This window comes from Paenibacillus sp. 05T425 (assembly GCF_056396205.1).
In genome coordinates, this window is the sequence record NZ_JBFTLA010000009.1 from 281,699 (window position 1) to 294,067 (window position 12,369).

A 12,369-nucleotide genomic window follows, 5' to 3' on the forward strand; every position below is an offset into this window, starting at 1 on the left:
AGAGCAATAACGTTAAAAGCCATAGGAACCCTAAGCAAGTTGCCTAGCGGTCCCTTTGTCATACGGACGCTTGGCCATATGGAGCCGTCGCCGCTGCTGGAGCAAGAGCTGGCGGGACTGTCATTAAGTACGCCAGTAGGCTTGTCTGGCAGCTTGGACCCGCAGGGAACGGCTCATAAAGCGTTCGCTCAGTTCGGCATCGGCTTCATTGAGCATGGGCCCATTACGGTTCGCCCTGTCCGCATTCAAGCGCCGATTGAGAACGACCAAGCGAACGAAACGATACGCTACCCCTCCTATTACGAAAACGAAGGCGTTGAACGTACGGCTATCCGCATGGCCAAGCCTGGGCATCGATTGCCTCAAATGGCGCGGATTACGCCGCTTCCCAGCTCCTCCCCGGAGGAGGCTGTTCATGAGCTTTGCAACATGATGGCAAGGCTAAGCCGTTCTGGCGCTTCGGCCTTTTATGTGGATATCATAAACGGAACTCGCTCTTTGGAGGAAACGGTAGAGATCGCCAAGCGCTTTACAGCAGTAGCAGCGTCCTATAACCCGAATCAAGTGCCGCTATTTCTTTATGTACCGCCCGACTTCCCTAATGACAGATTATGCAACCTGCTGGACATGGAAGGGGCTTCTTTCTGGAAAGGGGTTGTTATTGGAGAAGCCATTCACGAATGCGAGGATGACCCTAGCAGTCACAATTACCCGATTAAGGTTGGAAGAGAAGCAAAAGCAGCTTCCCTGCAAAAAATAAAACATCTTCGCGACCGTTACCACTCCTCCTGCGACTCGTTCGTGATCAAAGCGGGAGGCGGCGTTCATGAGCCGCAGGATGCGCTCGACCTCATGAATGCCGGCGCGAATGCCGTCATGCTGCATAGCGGACTCGTCTATGCCGGCCCGGGTCTTCCGAAGCGGATCAACGAAGCCGTCATTTATGAACGGGTTCGGCATACAACTAAACCCAAGACGCCTTCCTTTTGGAAGCATTGGGGCTGGATGTGCTTGCTTGGGGTCGGAATGATCATTGGCGGCATCCTTTCATGGATCATTGCCGCGACGACTGTACTATTGCCTTACGATTTGGATTTTATAGGCATGTCCGTGGAAGAGCTTCATGGCATTAACCATCATCTGCTCCATTTCATGTCGCATGATCGGATTACGCTGGCCGGGACCATGATTTCTATCGGCATTCTTTATTACCAGCTGGCGAGGTATGGACTGAAGGACGGCCTGCACTGGGCCAAGACGGCTTTAATAACCTCCGGCCTGGTTGGCTTTGCTAGCTTTTTTCTGTATCTGGGCTACGGCTATTTCGATCCGCTCCATGCGGTCGCTGCCGCTTTGCTGTTTCCTATGTTCCTTCTCTCCATGCGCGGCAACCCCGACCAGCCCTATCGGAAGCCAGTCAATTTGCGCAATACTCGACTATGGCGTACGGCGATGTGGGGGCAATTATGCTTTGTTGTACTCGGCTTTGCGTTAGCGATCGGGGGTCTAACGATTGCGACGGTCGGCGTCACGGAGGTATTCGTACCGGAGGATCTTGCCTATTTGAAGGTAACGCCCGCCGAGCTGGACGCAGCCAACCCGCGGTTAATGCCATTAATCGCCCATGATCGGGCCGGCTTTGGCGGCGCGCTGCTTTGCGATGCATTGGCTATTCTCATCATCGCTTTGTGGGGCATTCAACAAGGAGCGCGCTGGTTATGGTGGACGCTGCTGCTTGGCGGAGCTCCGGGCTTCTATGCCGGTTTCAGCGTGCATTTCTCGATTGGCTATACCGATTTTTGGCACTTGCTGCCAGCGTTATTCGCACTGCTCCTATACGTTTTCGGAATCATTCTTTTATATCCTTACCTGATGCGGAGCGAGCCGGCTAAGTAATTACGCGAGTGGCGACGTTTAACTTGACGGCTTCCCCTTCCGCTGCGACAGAATTTCCGGAATGTGCAGCTCTCGCAATGCGGGCACGATTTCCTGCACGCTGTTTTTATTGAATTTTTTCAAAATGCTGTTGATTTGCGATTTGAGGGTCGAAGGCTCTACATGCCTCAGCTTACATATTTCCTGACGCGTGTAATCCTTCATCAGCAGCTCCAGCACCTCAAGCTCCGTAGGCGTCAGCTGCGTCAAAATATAGAAGTTGTGCAGCAAGCTGTCTTCCGTCGTTTTGATCCGTTTGAACTCGCGCGTAATCTTACCCGCGATATTGGCATGCAGAGACGGCTGGTCGTAATAGGCATCCTTGATAGCCTCCAACACGGCATCCGCTTGCATGTTTTTCAGCAAATAATTCGTAGCGCCGAGTTCAAAGGCGCGAAACACGGTTTCGTCCGTTTCGCAGACGGTCAGCATCACGATTTTCACATCGGGCATATAGTTCAATATTTCGGACGTTGCCCGCAGCCCCGCCTGTTTATCCTCCAGCTCCACGTCCATCAATATAATATCCGGCTTGTTCAAAGCGGCCAGCATCGTGCATTCGTAGCCGCTGGACGCCCTCCCCACGAATTCGATCTGATCGTCCTTGGAGAGAATCATTTGGTACCGCTTCGCGATTAAGTGATCGTCTTCCACGATAAGTACCTTAATCTTCGGCTCGCTCATGCTGCTCATCTCCTTTCGCTCATGTCCGTCGACAATAAAGGCATGACAATGTGGAAGGCGCTGCCTTCGCCCTTCTTGCTCTCGGCGCTAATCTTGCCCCCATGCGTCGTAATGATCGTGTGACAGATAGATAGTCCCATGCCCCAGTTGGTCGCGGTCGGCTTAGAGGAATAGAACGGCTGAAAAATATGCACAAGAGCCTCTTCCTCCATACCGATGCCGTTATCCCGAATGACTACCTCTACCCACTTGTTCTTCACGTTGATCTCAATGGTCAGCTGCCGCGATTTTTCCGGAACGAATTCGAGCGCATCGACGGCGTTCGAAATAATATTTTCAAGCGCTTGCGCGAAATAATAAGGGTCGGCCATAATGACCAGCTGCCGCGGCGGCATCGCATAATGAACCTTGATCGGCTTCAATTCCATTCTTTTATCGTCCAGAAGCTTGTTGAGCAGCTCATTCAGCATAACAGGCTGCAGCTCGATTTTGGACTTCAGGTTTTTCTGATGGACAGCGTCGAGCCGATCATATACCTTCTTGCAGCGCTGTTCAATGACCCGAATCTCCTCGACGACCTCCGGCGACTTCTCGCACATGTTTTCCAAAAACTCTGTTTGCGCCATTATGGCAAGCAGTTCGTTCTTCATATAATGGCTGAACACGCGCGACGTTAAGATAGCGGAATCGATATTATGCGAAATAACCGATTCTTGATTGCGAATGCTGTTCTGGATGCGCGCGTATTTGTAAATGCTGTACAAGCTGACGAACAGACAAACCCCCGCAATGTACGGCAGCATTGTATAAATAGAAGGGTTGCCGACGAGGTTAATCGGCTTGAACCTTATAAAACGGGCGGCTTTGGATACTTTAATCAATATATCGGGCGCCCAATAATTCATGTAATAATACGTAATTTGAACCGAAATGTAAGAGATTAAGATCATTAATATATTGCTTCGAATTTGACGAACTTTAGGCGCATCATACAAAGCGTATACAAGCAGCACTACCCCCGCAACAATATACAGCGTATTGACGACGAACGTAACCGTGTGGATGGATTCATACAGCGAGACGAACCCTTTCGCCGTCATGTAGTCCGGGTACATCCGATAGTACATATGCGCGTAGAAGAAAGGATCGTACAGCATGATCTGAACGATGCAGGGAATGGCTAGCAGCGATAATAGCAAGGTTCTACGTCTGGACGAAATGTTGAAAGCGAAATAAATGGCGGAGCACAGCCCCGTATACAGAAACATCATTGTAAACACGTTAAATACGCGAATGAGCGCAAAGCGCGAGATCGGCAGAAACATCAATTGATTTTGCAGCGACTGCCTGATCCCGAAATAATCGTCGAGGCTGAAGTAGTAGTAAGCATCCTTGGACATGTACGTAATGATGCAGGAAACGACGATCAAATAAGCAAACCCCATCAGCAGCATGAAGAGAGTCGCTTTCGTATATTTCTGCTGTGTCAGACAAAATACCGCTATCGCAATAAACAAGATAAACACGAAGAAAATGAACACCAGCGACCCTCCCGCTCTCTTTCCATGCAAATAAAATAGATTTTATTTGATCCGCACGCCGCTGTATAGGTTGAAGTTTTGTACACCTAGCTAGCCGCATAACCCGCGTAAAGCGCAATTATTCCCCTATAATCCCCTACCATTATCCAATTTACCCTGTCTCGCCCCTTGAAAGCGATGATAAAACTTCAACCTTACGTTCACGGCCGGTTGCCATTACGATGGAAGCACGACAAAGATACAGGAGGGGTTTTCATGAATCAACGTTTTAGATACCTCAGTATAACGCTTATGGCGGGGCTTGCGGCGACGATCGTAGGTTGCGGCTCGAACAACGCGAACGAACCAAGCAGCACGAACGGCAACGACAAGGTGGTATTGGAATATTACACTTGGACCGATGAAGAAGCCTATATGAAGAAGGTCGTTGAGGCGTTTAACGCCCAGAACAGCGACATCGAAGTGAAGATGAACACGATTAGCAACAACTCGAATGAGTATAACACCAAAATCATGACCAACCTATCCGGCGGCTCCAAAATGGACGTATACAGCATTAACGGCACGACGAGCCTAGGCACGTACTCTTCCAAAAACCAGCTTCTCGATATAACCGATCGAATCAAAGAAGCGAACCTAGACGTTGGCGCTTATGGACCTAGCTTCCAAGATATTACCGAGGTGCTGACGAAAGGCAAGTATTACGCGCTTCCTTACCGCACATCGCAATATGCTTTGTTCTACAACAAAGCGATCTTCGACCGTGAAGGCATTAACTACCCTACGCAACTGACATGGGACCAATATGCCGAGCTGGCGAAGGCTCTCACGAAGGGCGACGGGGCTAGCAAGCAATGGGGCGGCTACTATGCGGACTGGATGACCGCGCCGCTTGGCGCGCTTCAGAAGGGCACGACTATTCTTGACGACAGCTTGGACGATGTAGCGGACTGGTTCGATTATCTCGACCGCATCTACTACAAGGATCAATCTCATATGAGCTATAAGCAAATGAAGTCGCAGAGCACCGACTGGATCAAACAATTCGAAAGCGGCAATGTCGCGATGCTCGTTAACGGCGAATGGACGATTAATATGCTGAAAGCGGATATCGAAGCCGGCAAAACGAACATCGAATTCGATATGGCGCCGCTTCCGCTGCCAGACGGAACGAGCGATCCGATTACGGTCGGCGGCGTAAGCACATTTATGGGCATTAATCCTGACAGCAAAAACATCGATGCGGCGTTCAAGTTCGTCCAGTTCGTAACGGGCGAAGCAGGCGAAGCGATCATTGCCGAATCCAGCGTATTGCCGGCTTATGCCAGCGACAAAACGAAGGAATCATTCCTTAACGCAACCGGCATTAAAGGAAGCAGCTACTTCTTCGAAGCGAACACCGTTGTGGAAAACCAGCCGATTGCCCAGATCGACGAAGTCAATCGCGTCTATAGCGAACAACGGGATCTCTATCTGTTCCAGGAGCTGGATGCCGCGAAAGCCATGAAAAACTTCATGGAACAGCGCGCTTCCGTTCTTAAACCGTAACTATAGCTAAGCAGTCGGCTTCCGTATCCTAGGACGGAGGCCGATCTTGTTTCACGAGCTATACCATTCTATCAGGAGGTTGTTTCTATGACGGACAAACGTCTTCTCAACTACAAGTCATACCTAACAGGGACGTTATTCATTCTACCGGCCTTCGTCTTATTCGCCGTATTCATATTCATTCCGTTAGTCTATGGCATCGTCATGAGCTTCACGGATTACGGCGGCTTCAATATTACGCCTAATTTCGTTGGTTTGGATAATTACGCGAGGCTGCTGCAGGACGATTATTTCCGTGTTTCTCTGAAAAACAATTTTATATACACGCTATTATTCGTGCCATTAACGATGCTGCTAGCTTTGCTGTCTGCTATAGCGCTGAACAGCATTCTGCATCTGCGCAAATATTTGCGCATGGCCTTTTATTTTCCGCAAATTACGTCGATGGTATCCGTTGCGATCGTCTGGGGACTATTGTTCAACCCGATGTCCGGCCCGATCAATCATATGCTGGAAGCGATCGGCATATCGAATCCGCCGGAGTGGCTTATGTCCTCGCAGTGGGCGCTTCTTGCCGTCGTCATTGTCGCGGTGTGGAAGAGCTTCGGCTACTACATGATTATTCTGCTCGCGGGCATTCAAGGCATTCCCGAGCATTTGTATGAATCCGCTAGGCTGGACGGCGCAGGCAAGCTGCAGCAGTTTTTCTATATTACGCTGCCAAGTCTGTCGCCAACGTTATTTATGGTGTTAATCCTAACGATTATTAACTCTTTCCAAGTGTTCGATCTCGTATCCGTCATGACCGACGGCGGGCCGGGCCGATCAACGAACGTATTGGTATTCCGTATCTACCAAGAAGCGTTTATCAACTACAAGATGGGGTATGCCGCAGCGATGTCTACCGTCCTGTTCCTCATCATTATGGTCATATCGCTCATCCAATTCAGGCTCGAGAAAAAATGGGTGACTTACTAAGATGGGAGGTACGCATAATGGAAGCCGTCACTAAATCGAAGACTAGCAAGCTCTTGTATTATGTGCTGCTGCTTATTCTGGTTGCCTTCTCAGTCGCCACTCTGTTTCCGTTCTTATGGATGATCTCGACTTCGCTGCGCACGGATATCGACCTTTTCCAGAACCCGAATAACTGGATTCCATCGTCGTTATATCTCAATAACTTCAAAGAGGTATGGACGATCATTCCTTTCGGCAAATATTTTATGAACACCGTCATGCTGTCCGTCATCATTACCGTACTTCAAGTGCTGATCTGCTCGATGGCCGCTTATGCGTTCGCCAAGCTCAAGGTGCCGTTCAAGAGTACGCTGTTCATCCTGTTTATGGCGAACTTAATGATGCCTTGGCACTCCATTATGGTTCCGCAATTCGCCGTCGTCAGCAGCTTGGGTCTCTACAACACGCATAGCGGCTATATTTTAATTCAATTGTTCAGCGGATTCGGCATCTTCCTGATGCGCCAGTTTTTCATGAGCTTGCCCGGCGAGCTGAACGAAGCCGCACGGGTTGACGGGTTTAGCGAGTGGAAAATATTTTGGCGGATCATTATGCCGCTGTCGGCCGCGAGCTTGTCCACGTTCTCGATCTTTACTTTTACGTTTATGTGGAACGACTATTTGGCGCCGATGATTTACCTGAACGACGAGTCGTTGAAGACGCTCCAGCTCGGATTGCAGGCGTTCCAAACCGAACACACGATGGACTACGGCTTGCTGATGGCGGGTACGGTGCTGGCCACCATTCCGATGGTAATCGTCTTCCTGATCGGCGAGCGATTCTTCATTCAAAGCGTTGCGACGACAGGCATGAAAAACTAACTACTATATTAAAGAAAAGAGGACTTCTATATGACTATTCAACTGGATCAATTCGTTCAAGTTCGCGGCGAGGATTTTACCGTTAACGGGGAAAAAATCGTATTTCGAGGCTTCGGTCTCGGCTCATGGATGAACCTGGAGCATTTCATGATCGGCTTGCCCGGCACGGACACGATGATTAAGCAAGCATTCGCGGAGGTGTACGGCGAGGAACGCAGCACCGCCTTCTTCGACCGCTTCCTGCTCGAGTTCGTCGGCGAGAAGGACTTTGAATTTTTGAAAAAAATCGGCCTTAACCATCTGCGCATTCCGTTTAACTATAAATACTTCATCGATGACCAAAATCCCGGCGTGTACAAAAAAGAAGGTTTCGTTTACCTCGACCATATCATCGCTCTATGCGAGAAATACGAAATCTACGCGATGCTCGACCTGCACTCCGTTCCCGGCGGGCAAAATCCGGATTGGCATTGCGACACGAACTCCGGCCTGCCGCTATTCTGGGAATACAGCGCGCTGCGTGATACGGTAATCGGGTTATGGGGCCATATCGCGGACTACTACAAGGATCAGCCTTGGATTGCCGCTTACGATATCGTCAACGAGCCGTCGATGGTGACGAACGCGAAGGTATTCAACGAGTTCTATGAAAAGGTCATCGCGGAGATCCGCAAGTACGACGAGCATCACATTATTTTTATCGAGGGCAATGCGTTCACGACCGACTTCACGATGCTCGATCCGGTCGACGATCCGCAGGTCGCTTATGAGTTCCACTTCTACCCATTCGTCGACGAGCCGGCCGTTCTGACGCCGGAGATGGACCGTACGAGACGCCGCGAAATTTTCAAAGAAGCTTTCGACAAGCTGGTGAGCATTCGGGAGAAATACAAGCGTCCGCTTTGGTGCGGCGAGCTTGGCTTGGTGTTCGAGAAGGAGCAGATCGACTTCCAGATGACGATCATTGAGGATATGCTCGACCTTTGCGAAGCCAACGATGTCTCTTGGGCGCTATGGACTTACAAAGACACCGCCACGATGGGAATTGTGTATCCGCGCGAAGACACGCCTTGGCGTCAATTGACCGAAGAGATCAAGCTGGTCTGGAATCAGCATAAGGAGCAAGAGAAAGGCGAGGCGCTTGTCGATTATATGGCGGCGACCTACTTTAATCCGATCTCGGTAGAGGAGCGCTATCCGCTGCAGTTCCGGATGAGAACGATCATGCAGGTCATCACCGTGGAGCAGATCTTGAAGCCTCATCTGCAGAAGCGTTCATGGGAAGAGATGTACGAGCTGCCGGCATCGTTCCACTGGGAGCAATGCGAGCAATGGGATGAGCTTGCCGTTTTGGTTGGGAAGTATACGAAGTAAATAAGAAGAAGGTCATTCTTTGCAATGATGCAAGGGATGACCTTCCTTTATTAATTGGCAAAACGTTTAATCAGGTTTATCGAGTTGAAGTGCAAACCCTCATGGTAGAGTGTGTAGTTCAGAAACTCCCCTATTGTGCTTATCGTCAATCCCGACCCTGTCGTATACGAATCTTTGACCGGCTCATCCAAGCGACCAATCAAAGTGTGCTCGATACGCTTCGGCTGCTCGGCCAACATTGCAAGCAACGTATCCAAGCTCGGAAGGTCTCCTTCCCAATCAGCCGGTTTCGTCCCTCTTCCGAACCTGCGTTCGAAACTCTCCGGCAATTGCACGGTCTCCCCKGAAAAATAAAAAGCAAACTTCTCTTGAACCAAATAAATATGCCCTAAATTCCATCTTAAATTGTTATTGAACCCTTTCGGAACGATGTCCAGTGTGCTCTCGGAAATCCCCTCTACTGCCTTAATAGTCTGCTGGCGGATGAATTCAAGCTGTTTGAATAATGGTTGATTCATACGATCCCTCATTTAATTTTAGAATTTTAATTCCTCAAGACCAAATGACATTAATTTCCTATAGCTTACCATATGATCTTCATTTTATCGAGTTGGCTATTTCAAGCAGTATATGAACGGTTACTTTGTCTTCTACCCGGCTATCAATAGACAGTAGGTATTGCCATCCGTCCTTTTCAAATACGAGTATATTGAATCCTCTCTTAGACATCGGAATGGGCATTTCCATGTAGAGTGCTCGATTACCGTCCTGGAGCGTGTAGCTTTGTTTTATTCTTCTCGATTTTTCAAAGTTTAATTTTTGCGAGCTTGGTCTTACATCAATCTTGTAATGATTTTCGCCTTTCTTTTCATGAAGATACTCGATACCCAATTCATCGTTTTTATGGTATTCCTTGTCGTTATAGCAGCTGCCAAAGTGATGGGTAAACGCGATCGGAGGCAATTTATAGGGCAGTTTAAGTTCTTTATGATGTAGCGTTTCGCATTCTTGCAAAGCTTCTTCAACCGATTTAAAGCCCCCATCTAAAAAAGGTTTCTCAAACGGAGGAACATCGCCGCGTGGTTCTGCACCGACTGTATGGATCTGGATTACTATCACACCGCACACAAACAATAATCCCCTTATGACAGCTCTGCACTTCATAGACGTTTCACCACCTTAACTTTTTACCGGTAGTGTACGCTATTAAGAAACTAGTTATTAATCCTATTAAGAATTCATTTCTGCCGCCGCGATTCGGCTGCAAGGCCGCAGGAGCAGCGCCGCTCTCCGAACAGCATGCTGTAGCTTGCCGGAAAAGCTTGGTTCACGCGCTGAACCTCCTTCGCGAACTGTTGCTTCTCCATCGGCAATAGGCTAAGACCATCGGCTTTCGATTGCATGTCGATCACAGCCCCAGGTGGAACGAACCGATTATCTGCGACACGGACACCGCCGGTTACGACGGCGTGATTGGAAACAAATACGCCGCTGCCCAGCTCCGCATCGAACACGAGCGCATGGAAGCCGACAAACGAGCCMACCCCGAGCAGCGCAGGTCCGTGGATGATCGCGCCATGTCCGCACGTAACCTCCGAATCAATATAGATTGAATAGCGACTGCCTCCGACCGTTACGTATTCATCCTTCAACCCGTGTAAAATAACGCCGTCCTGCAGATTCGTGCGATCGCCAATGTAGAACGGTGTCCCTTCGTCTGCGCGTATGCTTGCGCTAGGCGCCACGAACACCCCTCCCTTAATCGTCACGTCCCCGATAATGCTTACAAACGGACTAATGAACGCTTCCTTGCTTATGACAGGCACACGCGATACCGGTACGGTAGGCGTAACCGGGTTCGGACTTATGAACCGAACGAACAGATTATACGGACCCTCCGGCTTCAGGAAATGAACCATCGAACGAAACCCTTTTCCCATACCTGTCATCTCCCCTACTCACTAATAGCAGTAGTTAACTATATGTGTATAGAACGATAGCTTTCCCTAGTCGAAGTAACAATTTGGCAGATAAGTCCGTCTGATACCATATAACAGGAACTCATGCTACAATAAGTAATCCTGCGACGATGTTGTTCGCAGATTGTTTATAACAAGAAAGGTAGTGTTTCACCATGTTAACCAAATGGCGGTCATTCACTAGCTGCCACGCCCTTGTCCTAATCGTATCGTTCGTCGTCATCATAAGCACGTACATTACATTCAGCCAAGGCCATGACATGTATCTCGGAAGCTTCACCGAATATAACAACGATGACGTAAAATACATCCGCAGTGCAGAGACGCTTCTGCAGCATGGAATATTCACCTACCATGAGCCGGACGTATCTACCGTATTCATCATGCCGGGTCTTCCGTTCGTTCTCGCCTTTTGTATGAAGCTGTTCGGATATTGGGGAGGTATACAAGCTTTCCGCGTCGTGCAAATATTGTTTTTGGCGGGCACGATCGTTCTATTCTATTTATTCAGCCGTCGTCTGCTTAATGAACGGTTCGGACTTATTGCAGCGCTCTTATTCGCGCTCTATATACCGAACTATGTCGCTGCCAACCTCATTCTTACGGAGGTGCTCGGCCAGTTCTTCCTTTGGCTGTTTCTTTACGCCGGCTACTTGGCTGTCACACGGCATAGCTTGCCGTTATTCGCATTAGCTGCTGCAAGCTTGAGCCTAGGCATCTATGAGCGGCCTAACTTTGCCCTGCTTCCGCTCGTCTTCTTGGTGTACATGCTTATTCACGGCTACCGGGTGAAGCAGCTCATTAAGCCCGCCCTTGTCGTATCCGGCATCGTTCTACTGTGCATGTCTCCTTGGTGGATCCGCAACGCGATTGTTTTCCATGAGTTTATTCCGCTCACGTTGTCATCGGGTAATCCTTCGCTGCTTGGCTCTCAGCTTGAATGGCAGTATCCGCCGGGTGCAGTCGAGAAATTCAAGGACGACTTCGATAAGATCGCATCCGCGACCAATCGCATCGATTCGGATCGATTCCAGAAGGAGCTCGCCGTGAAAATTCGAAATTACGGCTTCCGAACACAGCCTATGGCTTACCTTTGGCAATACACGGGGGATCGCGTCAATGATATGTTCAAAGTTCCTTATTACTGGAAAGAGATTTTCGGACTAAAGCCGCATTTCGTCAAATCAACGCATTTCGTTATGATCGGCATAGGAATCTTAGGCTTCATTATGACGTTAGTGATGAAAGTTCGACGCAAGGATTTGTCGCTCTTATGGTTAACGGCGCTGTATTTTATCGTAACGGCGCTTCCGTTCATCACCTTTTCGAGGTATGGGTATTTCCTCATGTCGTTCTTCATTATGTATGCCGCATTTGCCATTCATGCGTTCATACCGAAAGCGCAGTTGCACCCGAGTCGTGCCAAAAGCTCAAGCAGCTTGCACGGTTAAGCATACGAAGGTTGCCAAT

The 12,369-nt window shown here is 49.1% G+C and carries 11 protein-coding genes; 6 read left to right on the top strand and 5 right to left on the bottom strand.

The annotated features are described in order from the left end of the window. Positions 1–39: 39 nt before the first annotated feature. Positions 40–1,896 (top strand): beta/alpha barrel domain-containing protein, encoded by a 1,857-nt coding sequence (locus tag AC1DF0_RS21765; RefSeq protein ID WP_477575293.1) that lies wholly within the window; start codon positions 40–42, stop codon positions 1,894–1,896. Positions 1,897–1,914: 18 nt separating this feature from the next. On the opposite strand, the gene AC1DF0_RS21770 is transcribed toward AC1DF0_RS21765, so the two are convergent. Both AC1DF0_RS21770 and AC1DF0_RS21775 read right to left on the bottom strand, forming a co-directional pair. Then, a complete protein-coding gene (locus tag AC1DF0_RS21770) occupies positions 1,915–2,619 on the bottom strand; it encodes a response regulator (protein ID WP_477575294.1) in 705 nt (234 codons plus the stop codon). A 5-nt stretch (positions 2,620–2,624) separates the two neighbouring features. Continuing rightward, positions 2,625–4,160, bottom strand: a complete 1,536-nt coding sequence (locus tag AC1DF0_RS21775) for an ATP-binding protein (protein ID WP_477575295.1) — start codon at positions 4,158–4,160, stop codon at positions 2,625–2,627. A 255-nt stretch (positions 4,161–4,415) separates the two neighbouring features. On the opposite strand from AC1DF0_RS21775, the gene AC1DF0_RS21780 reads away from it, so the two are divergent. From AC1DF0_RS21780 to AC1DF0_RS21795, 4 genes are all read left to right on the top strand, one after another. Next, positions 4,416–5,708: an ABC transporter substrate-binding protein gene (locus AC1DF0_RS21780; protein ID WP_442048423.1), complete on the top strand. Its 1,293-nt coding sequence runs from the start codon at positions 4,416–4,418 to the stop codon at positions 5,706–5,708. An 87-nt stretch (positions 5,709–5,795) separates the two neighbouring features. Beyond that, positions 5,796–6,686 (top strand): carbohydrate ABC transporter permease, encoded by an 891-nt coding sequence (locus tag AC1DF0_RS21785; RefSeq protein ID WP_477575296.1) that lies wholly within the window; start codon positions 5,796–5,798, stop codon positions 6,684–6,686. Between the two features lie 17 nt (positions 6,687–6,703). Then, entirely contained in the window at positions 6,704–7,546 is an 843-nt protein-coding gene (locus tag AC1DF0_RS21790; RefSeq protein ID WP_477575297.1) for a carbohydrate ABC transporter permease, read from the top strand. A 30-nt stretch (positions 7,547–7,576) separates the two neighbouring features. Next, the gene (locus AC1DF0_RS21795; protein ID WP_477575298.1) at positions 7,577–8,920 is read left to right on the top strand and encodes a glycoside hydrolase family 5 protein; all 1,344 of its coding nucleotides are present in this window, start codon (positions 7,577–7,579) and stop codon (positions 8,918–8,920) included. Between the two features lie 50 nt (positions 8,921–8,970). On the opposite strand, the gene AC1DF0_RS21800 is transcribed toward AC1DF0_RS21795, so the two are convergent. The 3 genes from AC1DF0_RS21800 to AC1DF0_RS21810 form a co-directional block, all read right to left on the bottom strand. Beyond that, on the bottom strand, positions 8,971–9,438 hold the full coding sequence (locus AC1DF0_RS21800) for a DinB family protein (protein WP_477575299.1): 468 nt from the start codon (positions 9,436–9,438) through the stop codon (positions 8,971–8,973). Positions 9,439–9,517: 79 nt separating this feature from the next. Next, a complete protein-coding gene (locus tag AC1DF0_RS21805; protein WP_477575300.1) occupies positions 9,518–10,084 on the bottom strand; it encodes a hypothetical protein in 567 nt (188 codons plus the stop codon). A gap of 74 nt (positions 10,085–10,158) precedes the next feature. Further along, positions 10,159–10,860, bottom strand: a complete 702-nt coding sequence (locus AC1DF0_RS21810) for an LbetaH domain-containing protein (protein WP_442048417.1) — start codon at positions 10,858–10,860, stop codon at positions 10,159–10,161. 194 nt (positions 10,861–11,054) lie between these two features. On the opposite strand from AC1DF0_RS21810, the gene AC1DF0_RS21815 reads away from it, so the two are divergent. Then, entirely contained in the window at positions 11,055–12,350 is a 1,296-nt protein-coding gene (locus AC1DF0_RS21815) for a glycosyltransferase family 39 protein (protein ID WP_477575301.1), read from the top strand. The last annotated feature ends 19 nt before the right edge of the window (positions 12,351–12,369 follow it).